Origin of the sequence: Amycolatopsis tolypomycina (assembly GCF_900105945.1) — a bacterium.
Taxonomy (GTDB): domain Bacteria; phylum Actinomycetota; class Actinomycetes; order Mycobacteriales; family Pseudonocardiaceae; genus Amycolatopsis; species Amycolatopsis tolypomycina.
In genome coordinates this window covers 4,225,759-4,247,262 of record NZ_FNSO01000004.1, presented here as the reverse complement: position 1 = coordinate 4,247,262, position 21,504 = coordinate 4,225,759, and the positions used below count along the sequence as shown (strand labels likewise).

The window sequence follows — 21,504 nt, the reverse complement described above, 5'->3', positions numbered from 1 at the left end:
TCCTGGTTGATGAGCTTCACATCGGGGCCATCGTCCTGTCAATCTCTGTGGCATTTTGATCGATCATGGGTGATATCGCCCAGGGTGATCGCGGCCCACGACGGCAGCACCCGCTCCGCGCCCGGGAACCCCAGCCCCGACGTCACCTCGTTCGGCACGGCGACGCAGCGCAGTCCGGCCGCGACCGCGGCGGCGACGCCGGTCGGACTGTCCTCGAAGGCCACGGCGTCGGCGGCGGGCACCCCGAGTGCGTCGAGCGCGGCCAGGTAGACGTCCGGCGCGGGCTTGGGCCGGTGCCCGTCCAAGGCGGACACGACCGCGAAGTGGCCGCGCACCCCGATCCGTTCCAGGTGCTCGCCGACCCAGTCGCGCGTCGCGCCCGAAGCGACGGCGAGCCGCAGCCCGCCGGCCCGCGCGGCCTCGAGGAACTCGCCGACACCGTCCCGCAGCGGCAGCCGGGAGGCCGTGGTCAGGTGCTTCTCCCGCCACCGCGCGACGACGGCCTCGCGGTCGACCGTCCCGATCGCGGCTTCCAGGTGGGTCAGCACGGCGGTGACGCTCGACTGCCCGCCGATGACCGCCTGCCAGGCCGGCAGCGGCAGGTCGGCGCCGTGCTCGGCCAGCACCTGCCGCCAGGCGTGGAAGGCCGAGGCCTCGGTGTCCACCAGCAGCCCGTCGAAGTCGAAGATCAGCGCGCGCACGAGTGGGGAGTCTGGCAGCCGATCGCTTTTCGCGGAACCGGGTCAGGCCGCCCGGCCGCCGCCGACCACCTGGTCGCGCATCGTCCGCAGCGTCTCGTGGTCCACAGTGGACGGATCGGCGGCGAGCCATTCGCCGATCTCGTGCAGGAACTCCTCCGGCGTCATCGGCGCGACCGGCAGATCGCCCGGGTCCGCCGTCGTCAGGTCGCCACTGCGGCTCGGGTACACGATCATCACCCCGCGCAGCGCCACGCCCGGGAGCAGGTCGCGGTAGGCCGCCAGGCTCTCGGCGAGCCGGCTCCCGCCGCCGCGGAACGGGCGGCCGTTGCGCAGCAGCCTGCCGTCCTCGGCCGTCTCGTAGTGGCCCGGCAGCCACAGCTTCGACTCGATGAGCACCAGCCGCTTGCCGCACAGCACCGCGTGGTCGACGTCGGCGAACACCGAGCCCGGCCAGGCGAGCCCGTGGAAGATGCGGGCGCCGGGCAGCCGGGTCAGGTAGCCCTCGAGCAGGTCGGCGGTGAGCCGCTCGGCCAGCTCGTCGCGCTCGGTGCCGGGCGCGCCGAAGACCGTGCGGCCGCCGAACTCCTCGGCGTACGCCTCGCGGGCCTTCGCGGCCCGCAGGTACCCGCGCGCCAGCCGCTGCACCAGCAGGGCCGTGCCGGCGGTCAGCAGCAGCCAGACGAGCAGCACCGGCGTGCTGAACCCGACGCCGGTGACCAGCGGCAGGAGCACCAGCACCATCCCGGCGACCGCGACCACGACCGGCGTGTGGCCGGGGCCGCGGCGGCGGCCGTGCCGCATGCGGGTGTCCTCGCCGGCGAAGTGCCACCAGCTCAGGTCTTCGGCGTCCAGCTCGGGCAGGTCGGGGACGAAGCCGGGCTCGTCGCCGAAGCGCCGCCGCGGCCGGGGCCGGACCGGGACGGGGACCACCGTCGCGCCGCCGGTGTCGTAGCGGGCGCGGGCGACCGGGTCGCTCAGGACGTCGTAGGCCTCGCGCAGCAGGCGGAACGTGCCGACCGTGCCGCCGCCGTCCGGGTGCATCGTCTTGGCCAGCCTGCGGTAGGCCGTCTTGACGTCGGCCGCCGTGGCGTCGCGACGGAGGCCGAGCACCTCGTAGTAGTCGACGTCGGGCACGCGGGTGGTCACCTCCGATGGCTGCGCGAAGACTTTATGGGGTCGGGTCGCGGGCGTTGTCACCGCCTCGGCGGCGCGCCAGGGTGATGGTCCTCCGTGCAGGTCAGCGCGGTGTGTGGAGTTTTCCCGGTGACGGCAGGGAAACGGCCGCGCCGGTCCGGCCCGGCCGGCGGTCCGGGTGACGGTGTCGCGGGCGGCGCCGGTGGCTCGTTTGCCGTGGTCCTTCGGTGTCCACAGAGGACTGTTTGTCACCCGGAAGTGTTGGTGCGGCGGGGAAAGCCGGTGTTGTGGTGACGTTTCGTAGTCGAGAACTACCTGAATGGCCCTGAACATGTGTTCGAATCCGTGGCTAGGCTTGAGGCATGTCCTCCCTCAGACGTGACGGGTCCACCGCCACCCCACCTCGGCAGCGGGCCCGTCACCCCCGTCAGCGCTCGCGCAGCAGGTACCGCTGCAGCTTGCCGCTGGCATTGCGCGGCAGCGCGTCGAGGAACCGCACCCGGCGCGGGTACTTGTACGGCGCGGCCACGGCCTTGGCGTGCTCCTGCAGGGCGTGCACGACGTCCGGGCCCGGGGTGACGCCGGGCCGCAGCACGACGAAGGCGGTCACGACCGCGCCCCGATCCGGGTCGGGCGTGCCGACGACCGCGCACTCGTCGACGTCCGGGTGCGTCAGGAGCACCTCTTCGACCTCGGGAGCCGCGATGTTGTAACCGGAAGACACGATCATGTCGTCGCTGCGCGCCACGAACCGGAAGTAGCCGTCGGGTTCGCGCACGTAGGTGTCGCCGGTGATGTTCCAGCCGTCGCGGACGTAGTCGGTCTGCCGCGGGTCGCCGAGGTAGCGGCAGCCGGTCGGGCCCTGGACGGCGAGCAGTCCGGGCGTGCCGTCCGGCACCGGGTGGCCGTCGAGGTCGAGCACGGCGGCGCGGAAGCCGGGAACGACCTTGCCGGTCCGGCCGACGCGGGCGTCGTCGCCGGCCGCGGAGATGAACACGTGCAGCATCTCCGTGCTGCCGATGCCGTCGATCAACGGCGATCCGACGGTGTCGCGGTACTGCTCGGCGACGGCGGCCGGCAGCGCTTCGCCGGCGGAGACGGCACGGCGCACCCCGGCCAGCAGCGGGCCGTCACCGGAGCCGAGGATCGCGCGGTAGGCGGTCGGTGCGGTGAACAGCACCGTCACGCCGTACTCGGCGACGATCGAGGCCAGCTCCCGAGGGGTGGCGCGGTCCACCAGGAGCACCGAGGCGCCGGCGCGCAGCGGGAACACCAGGAGGCCGCCCAGGCCGAAGGTGAACGCCAGCGGCGGGGTCCCGCAGAAGAGGTCGTCCGGGGTGGGCCGGACGATGTGCCGGGAGAACGTGTCGGCGATGGCGAGCAGGTCGCGGTGGAAGTGCATCGTGGCCTTCGGCGTCCCGGTCGTGCCGGAGGTGAAGGCGAGCAGGGCGACGTCGTCGGCGGCCGTCGGCACGTCGGCGAACGTCGCCGGGTGCCGGGCGCAGCGTTCGGCGAGCCCGGTGTGATCGGACGCGGCACCGTAGGACACCACGGGGAGCCCGGGCGGCAGCTCGTCGAGCAGGTGCTCGTCGCAGAGGGCCACCGTGGGCCGCGCCCGCTCGGTGATCTTGGCGAGCTCGCCGCGGCGCAGCATCGGCATGGTCGTGACGGCGACGGCGCCGGCCTTGAGGACGCCGAGCCAGCACGCCGCGAGCCACGGCGTGTTGGTACCGCGCAGCAGCACGCGGTTGCCCGGCACGACCCCGAGCTCCGCGGTGAGTACGTGGGCGATCCGGTTGGCGCGCGCCAGGACGTCGCCGTAGGTCCACGTTTCGTGCGGCGAGCGCAGGCAGGGCCGATCCGGGCCGAGGCGGGCAACGGTGTCGTCGAGCAAGGCCGTCGCGGCGTTGAGCCGGTCGGGGTAGCGCAGCTCCGGCAGGTCGAACACCAGCCGCGGCCACTGCTCGGACGGCGGCAGCCGGTCGCGGCAGAACGAGTCGGTGTGAGCGCTGGGAGTAAGCCTCATCGCAGCCCCTCTGTCTCGCTCGGTCCCCTTCAGGAACGTAGCACTCGTTGCGACCGTCGAGAAGGCGCAATGTCGCGCCCTTGACGATGGCGACGAGACAGCGATACGGCGAGTGTCCGCCTTGTCGCGGGCGGAGGTCACCCCGTCGTGAGGGCGCGGGAACCCGTCACCGCGGGTGGTCGCCCAGTAGCTTTTCGATCATGGTCGAGACTCCCGAACCCCCGCCTACCCTGGCCGATCCGCGCGCCCTGCTGCTGGGCTACCTCGACCACAACGCCGCCGCCGTCCTGCGCAAGCTCGACGGTCTCTCCGAGCGCGATCTGCGCCGGAGCGTGCTGCCTTCGGGCTGGACGCCGCTGGGCATGGTCAAGCACCTCGCCTGCACCGAACGCTTCTGGATCCGGTACCTCTTCTCCGGCGAGGACGTCGACTTCTCCTGGCCCGGCACGGCCGCGCAGGAGTGGTTCGTCGCGCCGGAGGAACCCTCGGCGGACATCACGGCCTTCTTCCTGGCGGAGCGCGAAAACTGCGCCCGGCTCGCCGCGGTCACGCCGCTGGAGCGCCGGGCCGTGCGCACGACCCGCCGCGGTGGGGCCGAAGAACACCCGACGTTCGCGTGGATCCTGTGTCACCTGGTGCAGAGCTTCGCCCGGCACGCCGGGCACCTGGACGTCGGCCGCGAGCTGGTCGACGGCGTCACCGGCAAGTAGCGCCGTCAGGCGGGCGGGGCGACCGTGGCGTCCTGGCCCGCCCGGCGCAGCGCGTCGGCGACGAACCCGGTCGCCTTCAGCTCCTCGACCAGGTCGTTCAAGAACGCGATCGTCTCCGGACCGCGGTCCGGCGTGGTGCAGACGGCCTGCCGGATCTCCATGAAGCGCCCGGGAAGCACCCGGGTGCCCGGATGCGCGGCGACGTAGGCGGTCACCGGCTGCCGGATCCCGGCGGCGACCTCCAGGCCGCCGTCCTCGAACGCCGTGACGCCGTCCGCGCCGCGCACGATCGTGGCGTGCCGCACGGTCCGGGTCAGGTACAGGTCGTACGCGGAGCCCTCCTTGACGCCGATCCGGACGCCCGGCCGGTCGATGTCGGCCGTCGTGGCGAACGGCGAGTCCTCCGCGACGGCATACACGCCTTCGATGACGACGTACGGCGCCGTGAACGCCACCCGGTCCGCGCGGGCAGGTTCGATGGCCAGGAAGCCGAGGTCGGCCGCGCCCGAGGTCAGCGCCTCGAACGACTTCCGGGCCGCGTCGAAGCAGAGGAACCGCACCGGAACGGCCAGCCGTGCGGCCACTTCGCGGGCGAGGTCGACCGTGACCCCGCCCGGCTCCGCCGGCGTGCCGTGCGCGAGCACGGGATTGCCCAGGTTGACGGCGGCGCGGAGGGTGCCGGTGGGCGCGAGGTCCCCGGCGACGGCGGAAAGGTCTCCCATGACCGGCGAGGGTAACGGCGGTCGCGGGCGTCCGCCGCGCGATTGTCGCTCACGCCACGGGTGGCTCGTCCGCGGTGGTCAGGGCGTACACCGTCTCCTGGTGGTAGACCTCGCCGGGCCGCAGCACGGTGCTGGGGAAGTCGGGCCGGTTGGGGGAGTCCGGGAAGTGCTGCGCCTCCAGCGCGAAGCCGGCTCCGCGGTGGTACGGGCGGCCACCGGTGCCGGTCAGCGCCGCGGTGAGGTAGTTGCCCGAGTAGAACTGCAGCCCCGGCTCGGTGGTCCACATCGTGAGCACCCGCCCGGACACCGGCTCCCACACCCGGGCGGCGAACGGCGAGCCGTCGTCGAGCACCCAGTTGTGGTCGTAGCCCTGCCCGATCACGAGCTGCGGATCGGCCTCACCGATGCGCGCACCGATCGCCACCGCCCGGCGGAAGTCGAACGGCGTGCCCTCGACCGGAACCGGCTCACCGGCCGGGATGAGATCATCACCGGTGGCGCAGAACCGGCTCGCGGCGATCTCCAGCCGGTGCCCGTGGACGTCGCCGGTCCCTTCGCCGGCGAGGTTCCAGTAGGTGTGGTTGGTGAGGTTGACAACGGTCGGCGCGTCGGTGGTGGCCCGGTAGGTGATGCGCAGCCGATCGCGCGCATCGAGGCGGTAGGTGACCTCGACGGAGAGCCGGCCGGGGTAGCCCTGGTCGCCGTCCGGGCTGACCAGCGTGAGCCGCACGGCGACGCCGTCGTCGTCACGGATTTCGGTCGCGTCCCAGACGCGCGTGTCGAACCCGGCGGGGCCGCCGTGCAGGCTGTTCTTCCCGTTGTTCAGCGGCACCCGGTACCGGACACCGTCGAGGGTGAAGGTGCCACCGCCGATCCGGTTGGCAAACCGCCCGATGACCGAGCCGAGGAAGACCCGGTCCGCATCGGGCCGGTTGTTGGCGACGTAGGAGCCGAGATCGGCGAAGCCGAGGACGACGTTGCCGGGCTGCCCGTCGCGGTCCGGCGCTTCGAAGGACTGGAGCACGCCGCCGTAGTCGAGCACGCGCACGACGGGCCCACCGGGCCGCCCCAGCGTGTACCGATGGACGTCGGCGCCGTCGGCCTGGCCGAACAACTCGCGGGTGAGTTCGAACTCGGTCATCGCTGGGTCCTCCAACCGGCTGTTAGCGCTAACAGCCCGGGAAGACCTTAGCCGACCGCGTTGCCGCTGTCAGCCGGGTCCGGCCGCGGGCGCGAACGTCGCGACACCGGTGGAAGCCCGCACGCGCTCCCGGGCCCGTCAGTGTTCGCCCGCTGCCGGGCGGGTGCCCAGCAGGTGGTGGGCGCGCAACGCCATCTGGATCTCCAGCCGCTTCGCCGGGTCCGCCAGCCGGTCGCCGAACAGGTCGCTCAGCTGGCTCACGCGGTACCTGACCGTCTGGGGATGGATCCGCAGGGCCGCCGCGATCTCCGGCGTGTTTCCGTTGTGCTCCAGCCAGCTCAGCAACGTCTCCGACAGCCGCGTCTGCTGCTTCAGTGTCAAGCCCGCGAACGGTGCCAGTGCCTTTGCCGACAGCTCGTCCAGGAGGAACCGGTCGATCAGCAGCCAGTGCGTCGCCAGGTGGTCGTCCGTGTGGGTGACCGCGCTGTCGCCGGCCAGGCCGCGGCGGACCAGGTCCAGTGTGCGGCGGGCCCACAGCAGCGACGTCGCCGCCTCCGCCGGGCGGACCCGGGGGCCCACCGCCGCGCGCCAGCCCGGCAGGCGGCCTTCGAGGCCTCTCAGGTCCCGGTCCGGCTTCGGTGTCAGCAGGCACGGTTCGGGGCCGTCCAGGTCCACCAGCACGTCGGCGGCGAGCTGCGGCGTCGGGGGCGGATGCTGGTCGCTCCGCGGGTCGAGGGCGATCACCGTGACCCACTCCGGCATCGTCCACTGCGCCGCCTTGGCCATCGTGTCCAGGGTGGCCGGGGAGGACGGCGGGGTGGCCAGCAGCAGCTCGAACAGCCGGCGCCGTCGTCGTTCGAGTGTGCCTGCCGCCATCGCCTGCGCCAATGTGTAGCCCTCGACCGAGTAGGAGGAAATCTCTTCCACGTAGGCGAAAATCGCCTCCGCGCCGATGCAGAGCACCGCCGCCGGGAAGCGGTGGGCCTGGCCCAGCTCGGCCACGTACCGCCACGCCGCGCGGCCGCCCGCGCGGTAGGCGGCCTGCAGGGAGTTGAGGCTGCCGCCGTCGTGGTGCACCCGCCTGCCGACCTCCGCGAACAGCTTCGCCCCATTGTCCTGTGTGGACGCCAGGTCCTCGATGCTGTCGATGCAGCCGAGCACCGCCTGCTCGATCGCCAGCACGATCATCTTCCCGAACTCGCCTTCGAGGGGCCTGGCGTACTCGGGGACGGCCTTCTGGACCTCCTCGAGGATCCGCCGCGCGAGCGGGTCGGCGTGCGGCCGGAACCGGCGCGCCATTTCCGTCGGCAGCGAGCACCACAGCTGCCGCGCGCGGCCGGTGCCCCGCGGCTGCGGGATCGCCTGCGTGATCGTCCGGGTCATGGCTCACACCCCTTGCCGCGCGTCGTGGAAAGTTCGCGCCGTCGTCGGCGCGGACGCCATGTACTCACACGGGATCGGACTTGGCAACCGCCGGTTCTGCGCCGGGAGCGGGTTCTGTCACGCCGGGATCAACGGCTGCCCCGGAGTTTGTCACCTGCCGGACAAATGCGGGAACACTAACCGCGGCAAAGGTTTCCGGAATTCGATTTGTGAGCTCGGGCGGTATCTTCGCCACCCGCCGCGTTGTTAGCGTGATCAACCGGCACGCGGGAGGAGAACAACCGATGACGGCGCTCGTTTCCTGGTGTTTCCGCCGGGCCGGCGTCGTCATCGTGCTGTGGCTGGTGGCGCTGGGCGGGCTCGGTGCCGCCGCGCTGCACGCCGGCCCGGCCTTCCGCGACACGGTGGACCTGCCCGCCGCCGACAGCACCGCGGCGGCGAACCTGCTGGGCGCCACCGGCGCCGGGGAACGCGTCGTCGTCCGCTCGCCGGACGGCCCCGTCGACAGCGGCCCGGGCCGCGCCCGGCTCGACGCGCTCGCCGCCCGGCTGGCGGCGTTGCCGCACGTCACGGCCGTCGACCCGCCGCCGGGGCAGCTGTCCGCCGACCGGCGGACGGCGGTGCTCACCGTGCGCTTCGACGCGCCGGCCGCCGACCTCGGGCAGGAGACGGCCGACGCGCTGGCCGCCGCGGTCCGTGCCGCCGACGGCCTCACCGCCGGGGTGTCCGGCGAGCTCGCCGCGATGACGGCCGCCGCGCCCGACCTGGGCAACGCCGGGATCGGGCTGCTCGCCGCGGCCGTGGTGCTGCTGGTCGCCTTCGGCTCGCTCGCCTGCGTGCTGCTCCCGGTGCTCACCGCCGCCGTTTCGGTCGGCTGCGCCCTGGCCGCCGTGACGCTGCTGTCGCACGTCATGACCGTGCCGAAGATCAGCACCGAGATCGCCGCGCTGCTCGGGCTCGGCGTCGGCGTCGACTACGCGCTGTTCGTGCTCACCCGCTACCGGCAGGGCCGCCGGGAAGGCGCCCCACCGGCGGCGGCCCTGGCCGTCGCGGCCGCGACCTCCGGCCGCAGCGTGGTCTTCGCCGGCGTCACCGTGTGCGTCTCGCTGGCCGGGATGTTCACCGTCGGCATGCCGTTCCTGGACGGGATCGCGGTCGCCGCCGCGGTCTCGGTGCTGCTGACCGCGTTCGCCGCGCTGACCCTGCTGCCCGCGCTGCTGCGGCTCCTCGCCCGCCGGATGCGCGTGCGCCCGGACGGCGGGGACGGCCGGTGGGCCCGGCTGGCCCGGTCGGTGACCGCCCGGCCCGGCCCGTACACCCTCGCCGCCCTGCTGGTCGTGGCCGTGCTCGCGCTGCCGATGACCGGGCTGCGGCTGGGCGTGCCCGACGCCGCGCTCGACCCGCCCGGCAGCGTCACGCGGACCGCCGCCGAGCTCCTGGAAGAGGGCTTCGGGCCGGGCGCCGACGCGCCGTTGCTGGTGGTCGGGACCGGGGGCGGCGAGGCGGTGGGCGACCTGCGGGAAGCACTCCTGGCCAGCGCCGACGTCGGACCGCCCGCCACGCTGCCCGGGGACGTCTGGCTGCTCACGGTGATCCCGCGGACCGGGCCGAGCGATCCGGCGACCGGTGAGCTGCTCGCCTCGACGCGGGTGATGGCCCGGGTCATCGGCAGCCCGGACGCCCACGTCGGCGGGGTCGTCGCGGCACGGGCCGACTTCTCCGCGGCGATCACCGACCGCCTGCCGCTGTTCCTCGCGGCCGTCGTCGGCATCTCCGTCCTGCTGCTGGCCTGGGTGTTCCGCAGCGTGCTGATCCCGCTCACCGCGGCGCTGATGAACCTGCTGACCGCGGCCGCGACGACCGGCGCCGTGGTGTTCGCCTTCGGCGCCCCGATCGAGCCCTACCTGCCCGTGTTCCTGTTCGCCGGGCTGTTCGGACTGTCGATGGACTACGAGGTCTTCCTCATCGCCCGCATCCAGGAGGCCTGGCGCCGCCACGGCGACACCCGCGCCGCCATCGTCGACGGCGTCGCCGCGACGGGCCGGACCATCACCGCGGCCGCGCTGATCATGGCGCTGGTGTTCGTGTCGTTCGCCTTCGTCGACGCCCGGGTGGTGCGCGAGGCGGGCGTCGGGCTGACCGTCGCCGTGCTGCTGGACGCCGTGGTGGTCCGGTGCGTGCTCGTCCCGGCGGTGATGGCCCGGCTGGGCGCGGCGAACTGGTGGTTCCCGGGCCGGAAGGCCGTGGCCGCCGGCGAGCTGGCGGGGAGCGTGCGATGACGCGGCGGACCCTGGTCGTGCTCGCGCTCGGCGCGTTCGTGACGACGCTGGACAACACGATCGTCGCCGCGGGAGCGCCGTCGGTCGCCCGCGATCTCGGCCTGGCCGTCGAGGCGCTGCCGTGGATCGCGCTCGGTTACATGCTCCCGTTCGCCGGGCTCCTGCCCGCGGCCGGGGCGCTGGTCGACCGCTGGGGACGGCGGCCGGCCCTGACCGGTGCCCTCCTGCTGTTCGGCTTCGGCGCGGCGGCGGGTGGCCTGGCCGGCACGGCGTGGCTGCTCGTCGCCGCCCGGGTGCTCCAGGGGATCGCGGCCGCGTTCCTGGTGCCGGGGCTGCTGAGCCTGCTGCGCACCAACCTCGACGCGCGCGGCCGGACGCTCGGCGCCGCGGTCTGGACCGCGTGCCTGGCGGCCGCGCTGGCCCTGGGGCCCGCGCTCGGCGGTGTCCTGAGCGAATACTGGGGCTGGCCCTGGATCTTCTACGTCAACCTGCCGTTCGTGGCCGCGATGCTCGCCCTGCTGCCGGGCACCGTGGCGCCCGGCCGCGACGCGGGCACCCGCACGCCACCGCCGGCGGCGATGGTCCTGGTGACGGCGAGCCTGGTACTGGTCACCACCGCGCTGGCCGAACCCCGGTGGCGGCTTCCGCTGCTCGCGGCCGGGATCGCGGCCGGGGTGGCGTTCCTCGTCCGGGAACGGCGGGCAGCCGGCCGGCTGGTTCCGGCGGCCCTGACCGGGAACCCGGTGTTCCTGGGCTCGCTCGGCCTGCAGCTGCTGTGGGGACTGGGGATCTCCGGCGTCTTCTTCTTCACGCCGTTGCTGCACCAGGACTTCCTCGGGCTCGGCCCGGCCGGCGCCGGGCTGCCCCTGGTGCTGGTCGCGGTGGCGGTCGTGGCCGCGACGCCGCTGGTGCCGGCGGCCACCGCCCGGCACGGTCCACTTCGGACCGTCGCGGCCGGGCTGGCCGTGGTCGGGGCGGGGCTGCTCGCCCTCGCGGCGGTGAACCACGTTCCCGCGCTGTGGCCGCGGGTGCCGGGCATGGTCCTGATCGGCGCGGGCTCGGCGTTCACCGTCCCGATGACGTCGCACGCGCTGGACGTGGTGGCGCAGCGGCATTCCGGCACGGCGTCGGGCTGGCTCACCGCGGCCCGGGAACTGTCGAGCGCGCTCGGCGTCGCGCTGATCGGCGCGGTGCTGACCGCGGTGCGCGCGGCGCGGCTCGACGCGGGCGTGCCCGCCGGGGCGGCACTGGCCGGCGGGTACACCGCGGGCCTGCTCGCCGCGGCCGGGCTGACGTTCGCCGGCGCGCTGCTGGCCGTGCGCATCCCGGGCACCCGCCCCGCCGAGACCTCGTCGCCGCGTGACAAACGTGCTGTCCCGTAACCCGTTTCCCCATGAGTATCCACGATTGAATCGTTGACAACCGCATCGGCGCGGTTATTCACTGCGCCGGTAAACGCTCTCTGCGAGGATGCATTGGAAACCATTTCCCGGCCGGTTCCCGTCACCGGTGCCCCCGTCGCCGCGGGCGAGTCGTTCGCGACCCTGCTGGGTCACTGGGCGCGCCGCCTCGGCGACCGCATCGCCGTGACCCACCTCGACCACCGCGACGGCGCCGACGGCCGGGCGGTCACGCTCACCTGGCGCGAGCTCGACGACCGGGTCGAGGCCGTCGCGGCCCGGCTGTCCGAAGTGGCCGGTCCGGGGGAGCGGGCGGCCGTGCTGGCCGGGCAGTCCGCGGACTACGTCGTCGCGTTCCTCGGTGCGCTGCGGGCCGGGCTGGTCGCGGTGCCGTTGTTCGCGCCCGGCCTGCCCGGGCACGCGGGCCGCCTGGCCGCGGCGCTCGCCGACTGCGGCCCGCGCGTCGCGCTGACCACGGCCGGGGAGCACGAGGCGGTCACCCGGTTCCTCGCCGGTTCCCCGGTCGACCCGGTGGTGGTCGACGTCGACGCCGTGCCGACGGCCGCGCCGCGCGAGTGGCCGGCGCCCGATCCGGACGCCCCGGCGTACCTGCAGTACACGTCCGGGTCGACGCGCTCGCCCGCCGGGGTCGTGCTGACCCACGGCAACGTCCTCGCCAACGCCCGCCAGGCGTGTGCCGCCTACGGCGCCGAAAGCGGGACGACGTCGGCGGTCAGCTGGCTGCCGCTGTTCCACGACATGGGCCTGATCCTCGGCATCGGCGCGCCGATGGCGGGCGGGCTGGAGTCGGTCCTGATGGACCCCCTGGCGTTCCTCGAACGGCCCGTGCGCTGGCTGCGGGCGCTCTCGGCGAGCCCCGGCGCGATCAGCGCGGCCCCGAACTTCGCTTACGCCTACTGCGCGTCCCGCGTCTCCGAGGCCGACAAGGTGTACCTGGAGCTGAGCCGGGTCGTCTCGCTGATCAACGGCAGCGAACCGGTGCTGCCGGCCACGATCGCGAAGTTCCACGCGGCCTTCGCCGGGTGCGGGTTGCGGCCGGAGGTGCACCGGTCCTCCTACGGCCTGGCCGAGGCCACCGTGCTGGTTTCGGTCACGGACGCGGGGAAACCGCCCCGGCAGGCCACCTTCGACCGCGCGCGGCTGGCGGCCGGGTACGCGGTGCCGGCCGGCCCGGGCGCGTCCGCGACGACGCTCGTCTCGTGCGGCCGCCCGGTCGGGCAGCGGGTGCGGATCACCGACCCGGTGACCGGGCGTCCCGCCGAACCGGGCGAGGTCGGCGAAATCCAGGTCAGCGGCCCGAACGTCGGCCGCGGGTACTGGGGCCGGCCGGAAGCGTCGGCGGCCGCCTTCGGCCTGCCCCCGCGCGATCCGGACACCGGCGAGGGCTGGCTGGCGACCGGCGACCTCGGCGTGCTCTCCGACGGCGAGCTGTTCGTGACCGGACGGCTGAAGGACCTGGTCGTCGTCGACGGCCGCAACCACTACCCGCAGGACATCGAGCAGACCGTCGAGGAACACCCGGCCGTCCGGCCGCACTCGGCCGCGGCCTTCGCGATCGACGGCGACGAGGGGGAAGCCGCCGTCGTCGTCCTCGAACGCGCGAAGGGCGCCGACGCCGGCATCGCCGCGGCGACGGCGGCGCTGCGGGCGGCGGTGTCGGCCGGGCACGGCCTGCGCCTGCACGACGTCGTCTTCCTGGCACCGGGCGAGGTGCCCCGCACCTCCAGCGGCAAGATCAGCAGAGCCCGCTGCCGGGTGTCCTATCTGGACGGCTCGCTGCCCGCACGGCGGCTCGGATGAGCGCGCCGGACGCCGCGGCGATCCGCGCGTGGCTCACCGCGCGGCTCGGCGACGTGGACCCCGACCGGCCGCTGCACGAAACCGGACTGTCCTCCCGGGACGCGACGAGCCTCGCGGCCGACCTCGGCGAGTTCGTCGGCCGCCCGCTGGCCCCGACCCTGGTGTGGCAGTACCCGACGATCGCCGCGCTGGCCCATCACCTGTCCGATGTGGACGTCGCTGCCGCGGCCGTACCGCTGCCCGAGGACGGCGAACCGATCGCCGTCGTCGGCCTCGGCTGCCGCCTGCCGGGCGGCATCGAGTCCCCGGAGGCGTTCTGGCGCTTCCTCGCCGCGGGCGGCGACGGCATCGGCGATGTTCCCGAAGGCCGCTGGGAGACGTTCGCCCCGGCGGCGGACCTCGCCGGTGTGCCGGCGCGCGGCGGGTTCCTCGCCGACGTCGCCGGGTTCGACGCGGGGTTCTTCGGCATCACGCCGCGGGAAGCCGAAGCGATGGACCCGCAGCAGCGGATCCTCCTGGAGGTCGTCTGGGCGGCGCTGGAGCACGCGGGCATCCCGCCGTCGAGCCTGCGCGGCAGCCGGACCGGCGTGTTCGTCGGGCTGTCGGCGACCGAGTACGGCTCGCTGACGATGACCGACGTCGCGAGGGTCGACGTCTGGTCCGGCACGGGCGCGGCGGCGAGCATCGCGGCGAACCGGCTGTCGTACCTGCTCGACCTGCGCGGGCCGAGTCTCACGCTGGACACCGCGTGTTCGTCGTCGCTGGTGGCGGTGCACCAGGCGGTGCAGAGCCTGCGCCGCGGCGAGAGCGAGCTCGCGCTGGTCGCCGGGGTGAACGTCCTGCTCTCCCCGGGCATCACGGCCGGGTTCCACCGGGCCGGCGTGCTGGCCGCGGACGGCCGCTGCAAGCCGTTCGACGCCGGAGCCGACGGCATCGCCCGCGGCGAAGGCTGCGGCGTGGTCGTGCTGAAGCCCCTGCGGGCGGCCCGCGGCGACCGGGTGCTGGCGGTGATCCGCGGCAGCGCGGTGAATTCCGACGGCCGGTCCAACGGCCTGACGGCGCCGAACCCGGAAGCCCAGGCGGCGTTGCTGCGCGACGCCTACGCCACGGCAGGCGTCGATCCGTCCTCTGTGGACTACGTCGAAGCGCACGGGACCGGGACACCGCTGGGTGACCCGCTGGAAGCGGGCGCGCTGGCGGCGGTGCTCGGGGAGCGACGGGCGCCGGAGCGTCCGTTGCTGATCGGTTCGGTGAAGAGCAACCTGGGCCACCTCGAAGGCGCGGCCGGGATCACCGGGCTGCTCAAGGTGGTGCTGGCGATGACGCACCGGCGGCTGCCGCCGAGCCTGCACTTCCGCGAGCCGAACCCGCACATCGACTTCACGGCGTTGCGCGTGGTGGCAACGGGGACGGACTGGCCGCGGTACTCGGGGACGGCGCGGGCGGGCGTGTCGGCGTTCGGCTTCGGCGGGACCAACGCGCACGTGGTGCTGGAGGAGTGGCCGGCGGCGGCGTTCCCGCCCCGGGCGGGCGCCGGTGGGCCGCAGGTGTTCGCGCTGTCGGCCCGGTCGGCGGAGGTGCTGCGGGCACGGGCGGGCGAGCTGGCGGAGTGGCTGGAGGAGAGCGAGGCACCCCTGGACGCCGTCGCGGCGACCCTGGCGCACCGGCGGGAGCACCTGCCGGTACGCGGAGCGGTGGTCGGCGAGAGCCGGGGTGAAGTGGTGGAGGCTCTGCGTTCGCTGGCGGCCGGTACCGAGCGCCCCAATGTGGCGTTCGGTGCGTCTGACGCACCCAATGTGGCGTTCGGTGCGTTGAGCGCACCCAACGCCACATTGGGGCGCTGGGGCGAGCGCGGTGTCGTCTTCGTTTTCTCGGGTTATGGCTCGCAGTGGTCCGGGATGGGCCGGCTGTTGCTGGGAGCCGAGCCCGCCTTCCGGGCCGAAATCGAGGCCCTCGACCCCGTCTTCCGCGCCGAAGCCGGGTTCTCCCTGCGCGAAGCCCTCGAACACGACCTCCCCGACCTCGCCGCGACCCAGCTCGCCCTGTTCGGGATGCAGCTCGCCCTGGCCGCCCTGTGGCGGGCGCACGACGTCGTCCCCGCAGCTGTGCTCGGGCACTCGATGGGCGAGGTCGCCGCCGCCGTCGTGGCCGGGGCGCTCGATGTCGCCGGCGGCCTCAGGGTCATGGCCGCCCGCGCCCGGCTGCTCGCCGAACTCGACGAACGCGGTGGCGGGGCCATGGCCGTCGTCGAACTCACGCCCGCCGAGCTCGCGGCCTTCCCCGACGTCACCATCGCCGTCTACGCCTCGCCGACCCAGTGCACCGTCAGCGGGGCCGCCGACCGCGTCGACGCCGTGGTCGCGCACGCCGAAGGCCTCGGCAGGCTCGCCCGCAGGCTGCCGGTCGGCGGGGCCGGGCACTCCGCCGCCGTCGAGCCGGTGCTCGGCCCGTTCCGCGCCGCGATCGCCGGGCTGACTCCCGCAACGCCCGAAATCCGGTGCTACAGCAGCGTTTCCGACGATCAGCCCACCTTCGACGCCGAGTACTGGGCGGCGAACCTGCGCCGCCCGGTGCGGTTCAGCCAGGCACTGGCCGCCGCGGCCGCCGACGGGCACACGGTCTTCGTCGAGATCTCCCCGCACCCGGTGGCCCTCGCCGCTATCGAGCAGTCCGGTGTGCTCGGCCTGCCCTCGGCGAGCCGCCGGATCGACGAGCGGACGGCGTTCCTCACCAGCCTCGCCCGGCTGCACGTGCTCGGCGGTGACAACCTCGCGCTGAGCCGTCCCGGAGTGCCGGCCGGCCGCCCGCAGACGCCGCCGGTCGAGCTGCCCGGCCCGGTCTGGCGGCACGAACGCTTCTGGCCGCGCCCGGCCGTCCGCGCCGCCGGGACGCACCCGCTGCTCGGCGTGCACATCGAGGACCCCGGCGGCGGTCACCTGTGGCGCGGTGACGTCGGGATCGCCGCGCTGCCGTGGCTGGCCGGCCACACCGTCGGGGACACCCCGGTGTTCCCGGCCACCGGGTTCCTCGAACTCGCGCTCGCCGCCGCCGGACCGGGCGGCCGCGTCCGCGACCTCGAACTGCAGGAGGTCCTTCCGCTCGGCGAACACACGGAGGTGACGACGAGCCTGCGCGGGACCGAGCTGAGCGTCCACACGCGAGCCGGATCGTGGGTCCGGCACGCCACCGCGCGACTCGCCACGGGCGGCACGCCGTCGGCACCGTTCGGGGAAACGACCGGGGAACCGTTCGACGTCTACCGCGCGCTGGCGGAGCTGGGCCAGTCCTACGGCCCGGCCTTCCGCGGCCTGCGCCGGGTGGTCGCCGCACCGGGCCGCGCGTCGGCGTCGATCGCCCAGCCGGAAAGCGACCACCCCGCGTACGTGCTGCACCCGGCACTCGCCGACGCCTGCCTGCACGCCCTGGCCGCGGCGGTCGGCGACGCGGAGGTGCTGTACCTCCCGCTCAGCATGGGCGAGGTGCTGATCGCCGGCGACCCCCGCCGCGGAGTGCGGGTGGACGCGGTCCTCCAGGAGTCCGGCGACGGCGTGCTCGGCAGCGTCCAGCTGGTCGACGCCACCGACGCGGTCCTGGTCGAGTTCCGCGACGTCTACTGCCGCCCCTACCGCGACGCGGCGGTGACGCGCCTGCTGTTCGAGGCGGCCTGGCAGCCGGTGCCGCTGCCCGCCGCGCCGGAATTGTCGGTGCCGGCCGGTAGAGTGGAAAACGGGGGGCGCCCCCGCGGGCCCGAGCGTGCGCAGCGCTGGATCGTGCTGTCCGAGGACGACCGGGAGTTCCCGGGTGAGGACGTCCGGACCGCCCGCCTCGGCGACCGTGCTGAACTCGCGAAGCTGCTGCGCGACGGGGAACCGACCGCGGTCCTCGCCCTGCTCGGTGGTGGGGTCGAGCCCCTGGCCGGCGACGCTGCCGAGCGGGACCCGGCGTGTGGCGCGAGGTTGGCCGGAGCTGCCGCTGAGCGGGACCCGGCGCATGGCGCGACGTTGGCCGGAGCTGCCGCCGAGCTCGACCCTGTGCGCGGCGCGACGTTGGCCGGAGTCGTCGCCGAACCCGACCCCGTGCGAGGCGCGAGGCTCGTCGAAACCCTGTCCGGCGTCGTCGCCGAACTGGCCGAACTCCCCGTGGCGCCGCGGTTGTGGCTGGTGAGCGATGGTGCACACGCCATCAAACCGGGAGAGCCGGGCGACCCCGGACTGGCCGCGCTGCGCGGGCTCGTGCGCGTGCTGGCCTTCGAGCACCCCGAACTGCGCGTCAGCCACCTCGACGGCACCGACCGGCTCCATGACGAGATCCGCGCCGACGGGCCGGACGACGAAATCGCCTGGCGCGGTGGCGTGCGGTACGTGCGGCGGCTGGGCCGTCCCGCTGCCGGCGACCCGGTGCGGGAGCCGGTCCGCGACGGCGCGTACGTCATCACCGGCGGCCTCGGCGGGCTGGGCCTGGCGGCCGCGAAGTGGCTGGCCGCGCGGGGCGCGACGCGGCTGGTGCTGAACAGCAGGCACGCCGCCGATCCCGGGCTCGGCGAGCTCGGCGTCGACGTCCGGGTGGTGCCGGGCGACATCGCCGCGCCGGGGACGGCCGAGACGCTGGTCGCGGTGGCCGTCGACGGGGGCGTGCCGCTGCGCGGGGTGCTGCACGCCGCCGGTGTCCTGGCCGACGGCGCCGCGATCAGTCTCGACGCCGACGCGCTCGAGGCCGTGTGGCGGCCGAAGGCGCTGGGCGCGTGGCGCCTGCACGAAGCGACCGCGGGGCACGACCTCGACTGGTGGCTGGTGTACTCGTCGGCGGCCGCGTTGTTCGGCTCGCCGGGCCAAGCGGCCTACGCGACGGCGAACGCCTGGGCCGACGCGCTGGTCGCGTGGCGCCGCGCACACGGCCTCCCGGCGGCGACGATCGGCTGGGGCGCCTGGGGCGAGGTCGGCGCGGCAGCCGGGGCGGCCAACCCGGTGCTGGACCCGCTCGGCACCGAGGAAGCGCTGGCGGCGCTGGAGTTCGTGCTGGCACGCGACCGCGGCGCGACCGGCGTGGCCCGGGTGGACTCGGAGACGGTGCTCGCGCTGTTCCCACGGCTGGGGGAGCGGCCGTTCTTCGGCCTGTTCTCCCCGCCGGCGGAATCGTCCACATGGGACGGATTGGACGCCCTGCGTTCGGCGACACCGGAAGCTGCCCGCACGGCGATCGGCGATCACCTGGCGGGGCTGGTCGCGGACCTGCTGGGCTTGGCGGAGGTCGACCGGACGGTGCCGTTGACGCGGCTGGGGCTGGATTCGCTGTCGGCGATGCGGGCGCGCGGTGCGGTGGAACAGGACTTCGGGGTGCCGCTGCCGATTCCGTTGCTGCTGCGGGGGGCGAGCTTGGCCGAGCTGGCCGGGTACCTTGCCGAGCAGGCCGGGTTCGGGCCGGACGCGCCGGCCGGCGGGACGGGGGAGGTTGCCGAGTCGGCCGGAGCTGGTGCCGGGTCGCGGGAAGTCGCCGAGTCGGCCGGAGCTCCTGCACCTGTCGCCGTCGCGCCGCGGAAGCTCGCCGAGCCCGTGGTCACCGAGTCGGCTGGAGCTGCTGCACCGATTGCCGTCGGACCGCGGGATCCCGCCGAGCGCTGGGTCGCCCGGCACTGGCGCGCCATCCTCGGCACCCCCGAACCGAGCGTCCACGAGCCCTTCGGCGGCGACGCCACCCAAGCCCGCCGGCTGCACGCCGCCTTCGCCGAACACCTCACCGCCGTCCCCGCACCGGCCCGGCTCTTCGCCACCCCCACCATCGCCGCCATGGCCGATCTCCTGCGGGCGGAACTCGAAGGCCACGGGGGTGGTCCCGTGCGGCTCCTGCGTGACGGTGTCGCCGATCCCGTCTTCCTCTTCCACCCGGCCGGCGGCACCGCCAACGTCTACCGCGAACTCGCCCGGTTGCTCCCGGAAGGCCCGCCGGTCTACGCGCTCGAACGGCTCGACGACCTGACCACCGTCGAAACCAAAGCCGCCCGGTACGCCGAGCTGATCCGGGGCGTCCAGCCCCACGGTCCCTACCGGCTGGGCGGCTGGTCGTTCGGCGGCTGCCTCGCCTACGAGACCGCGCGCCACCTGAAACCCACCGAACTCGTCTTCCTCATCGACACCATCCTGCCGCTGCCCGCCACCGGCACGCCGGCCGACGAACTGCTCGACCGCTTCGACCGGTTCGCCGGCCACATCTCCCGCACCTACGGCGTCCCGTTCGCGGTGCCCCGCGCCGACCTCGCGAACCTGGACGAGGACGCGCAGCTCCGCTGGGTGATGACCAAGCTGGCCGAGCAGGTGCCGGACCTCGGCGAAGGCGTGCTCAAACACCAATACGAGTCCTATGTGGACGCCCGGGTGGCGGAACGCTACACACCGCGGCGCTACGGCGGACGTGTCGTCCTGCTGCGGGCCGGACAACCCCACCCGCTCACCACCGCGCTGGACCCCCGCTACCTGCGCACCGACGACACCCTCGGCTGGGACGAACACTGCACGGACCTCGAAGTCGTGCGGGTCCCGGGTGACCACGTCTCGATGATCGACCCGCCGCACGTGCACGTGCTGGCCGACCGGCTCGGGGCGGTGGTGCGGTGATGGACGAGCTCACCCCGACCACCGCCTTCCGGATCGCCGATCTCGCCGCCCGGCAGGACGAAGCCGTGCGGATCGCCGAAAAGCGAGCCGTCGACCGGCAGCACGCCAAAGGGAAGCTGACCGCGCGGGAACGGATCGGGCTGCTGCTCGACCCCGGGTCCTTCGTGGAGCTCGACCAGTTCGCGCGGCACCGGTGCACCGAGTTCGGGACGGACACGAACCGGCCGTGGGGCGACGGCATCGTCACCGGGCACGGCACCGTCGACGGGCGGCAGGTCTGCGTCTTCTCGCAGGACTTCAGCGTCTTCGGCGGCAGCCTCGGGGAGGTCTCCGGCGAAAAGGTCCTCAAGCTGATGGACCTGGCCATGACGCTCGGCTGCCCGGTCGTCGGGATCAACGACTCCGGCGGCGCGCGCATCCAGGAAGGCGTCGTCTCGCTGGCGTACTACGCCGAGCTCGGCCGCCGGACCGCGCACGCCTCCGGGGTCGTCCCGCAGATCTCGATGATCATGGGCCCGTGCGCCGGCGGCGCGGTCTACGCGCCCGCGATGACCGACTTCACCGTGATGGTCGACGACACCTCGCACATGTTCGTCACCGGCCCGGACGTCGTGCACGCCGTCACCGGCGAGCGCGTCACCGCGCAGGAGCTCGGCGGCGCGGCCGTGCAGAGCGAGGTCGCCGGCAACGCCCACCACCGCGCGGCCGACGAGGAGGACGCCGTCGACTGGGTCAAGACGCTGCTCGGCTACCTGCCCGCCAACAACCTCGACCCCGCGCCCGCCTACGCCGACGACAGCAGCGCCGGGCTCACCGCCGCCGACCTCGCGCTCGACCGGCTGGTGCCCGACTCGCCGCACCAGACCTACGACATGGCCGAGCTGATCGCCGCGCTGGTCGACGACGGCGAGTTCACCGAGGTGCACGGCGCTTTCGCGGCCAACATCATCTGCGCCTTCGCCCGGGTGCAGGGCCACACGGTCGGCGTCGTGGCGAACCAGCCGCGGCACCAGGCCGGCGTGCTCGACATCGACGCGTCGGAGAAGGCGGCGCGGTTCGTGCGCTTCTGCGACGCGTTCTCGATCCCGCTGCTCACCCTGGCCGATGTCCCGGGTTACCTGCCGGGCACGGATCAGGAACGCGCCGGGATCATCCGCCGCGGCGCCAAGCTGATCTACGCCTACGCCGAGGCGACCGTGCCGAAGGTGACCGTGGTGGTCCGCAAGGCCTACGGCGGCGGCTACGCCGTGATGGGCTCCAAGCACCTCGGCGCCGACGCCGTGCTGGCCTGGCCGACCGCGGAGATCGCGGTGATGGGTGCCGAAGGCGCTGCGCGCGTGCTCTACCGGCGCGAGCTGGCCGCGTTGCCGCCGGAAGAGCGCGACGCGGCCCACCGCCGGCTCACCGACGAGTACCGCAAGCGCCACGGCGGCCCCTACCTGGCCGCCGAGCGCGGGTACGTCGACCAGGTCGTGACGCCGTCGCAGACCCGCCTCCAGGTGGCGCGGGCACTGCGGGCGCTGCGCACCAAACGCCAGAGCCTGCCGGCCCGGAAACACGGGAACATCCCCCTCTGAGG

The 21,504-nt window shown here is 74.2% G+C and carries 12 protein-coding genes; 6 read left to right on the top strand and 6 right to left on the bottom strand.

Features of this window, described 5'->3' with window-relative positions; all coding sequences use genetic code 11:
• Nucleotides 1–38: 38 nt before the first annotated feature.
• The 3 genes from BLW76_RS29415 to BLW76_RS29405 form a co-directional block, all read right to left on the bottom strand.
• Nucleotides 39–701, bottom strand: coding sequence for an HAD family hydrolase (locus tag BLW76_RS29415; protein WP_091313385.1), 663 nt, complete (start codon nt 699–701; stop codon nt 39–41).
• A 42-nt stretch (nt 702–743) separates the two neighbouring features.
• Nucleotides 744–1,835 carry a J domain-containing protein gene (locus tag BLW76_RS29410; protein ID WP_091313383.1) on the bottom strand — a complete coding sequence of 364 codons (1,092 nt, stop codon included), beginning with the start codon at nt 1,833–1,835 and terminating at the stop codon, nt 744–746.
• 427 nt (nt 1,836–2,262) lie between these two features.
• A complete protein-coding gene (locus BLW76_RS29405; RefSeq protein WP_091313381.1) occupies nt 2,263–3,861 on the bottom strand; it encodes an AMP-binding protein in 1,599 nt (532 codons plus the stop codon).
• A 200-nt stretch (nt 3,862–4,061) separates the two neighbouring features.
• Here BLW76_RS29405 and BLW76_RS29400 point away from each other — a divergent pair, with 200 nt between their 5' ends.
• Nucleotides 4,062–4,571, top strand: a complete 510-nt coding sequence (locus BLW76_RS29400; protein ID WP_091313380.1) for a DinB family protein — start codon at nt 4,062–4,064, stop codon at nt 4,569–4,571.
• 5 nt (nt 4,572–4,576) lie between these two features.
• Here BLW76_RS29400 and BLW76_RS29395 read toward each other — a convergent pair whose 3' ends face one another.
• From BLW76_RS29395 to BLW76_RS29385, 3 genes are all read right to left on the bottom strand, one after another.
• Nucleotides 4,577–5,293, bottom strand: coding sequence for a transporter substrate-binding domain-containing protein (locus BLW76_RS29395; RefSeq protein ID WP_091313378.1), 717 nt, complete (start codon nt 5,291–5,293; stop codon nt 4,577–4,579).
• 49 nt (nt 5,294–5,342) lie between these two features.
• On the bottom strand, nt 5,343–6,434 hold the full coding sequence (locus BLW76_RS29390) for an aldose epimerase family protein (RefSeq protein WP_091313375.1): 1,092 nt from the start codon (nt 6,432–6,434) through the stop codon (nt 5,343–5,345).
• 138 nt (nt 6,435–6,572) lie between these two features.
• Nucleotides 6,573–7,817: a PucR-like N-terminal domain-containing protein gene (locus BLW76_RS29385; RefSeq protein WP_091313374.1), complete on the bottom strand. Its 1,245-nt coding sequence runs from the start codon at nt 7,815–7,817 to the stop codon at nt 6,573–6,575.
• 284 nt (nt 7,818–8,101) lie between these two features.
• On the opposite strand from BLW76_RS29385, the gene BLW76_RS29380 reads away from it, so the two are divergent.
• The 5 genes from BLW76_RS29380 (at nt 8,102) to BLW76_RS29360 (ending at nt 21,502) form a co-directional block, all read left to right on the top strand.
• Nucleotides 8,102–10,096 carry an MMPL family transporter gene (locus tag BLW76_RS29380; protein ID WP_091313372.1) on the top strand — a complete coding sequence of 665 codons (1,995 nt, stop codon included), beginning with the start codon at nt 8,102–8,104 and terminating at the stop codon, nt 10,094–10,096.
• Nucleotides 10,093–11,478: an MFS transporter gene (locus tag BLW76_RS29375; RefSeq protein ID WP_091313371.1), complete on the top strand. Its 1,386-nt coding sequence runs from the start codon at nt 10,093–10,095 to the stop codon at nt 11,476–11,478. Before BLW76_RS29380 ends, BLW76_RS29375 begins: the two co-directional genes overlap by 4 nt.
• A 93-nt stretch (nt 11,479–11,571) precedes the next feature.
• Nucleotides 11,572–13,317 carry a fatty acyl-AMP ligase gene (locus BLW76_RS29370; RefSeq protein ID WP_091313369.1) on the top strand — a complete coding sequence of 582 codons (1,746 nt, stop codon included), beginning with the start codon at nt 11,572–11,574 and terminating at the stop codon, nt 13,315–13,317.
• Nucleotides 13,314–19,925: a type I polyketide synthase gene (locus BLW76_RS29365; protein ID WP_091313368.1), complete on the top strand. Its 6,612-nt coding sequence runs from the start codon at nt 13,314–13,316 to the stop codon at nt 19,923–19,925. The genes BLW76_RS29370 and BLW76_RS29365 overlap by 4 nt, the downstream gene beginning before the upstream one ends.
• On the top strand, nt 19,925–21,502 hold the full coding sequence (locus BLW76_RS29360; RefSeq protein ID WP_091313365.1) for an acyl-CoA carboxylase subunit beta: 1,578 nt from the start codon (nt 19,925–19,927) through the stop codon (nt 21,500–21,502). The genes BLW76_RS29365 and BLW76_RS29360 overlap by 1 nt, the downstream gene beginning before the upstream one ends.
• Nucleotides 21,503–21,504 lie beyond the last annotated feature (2 nt).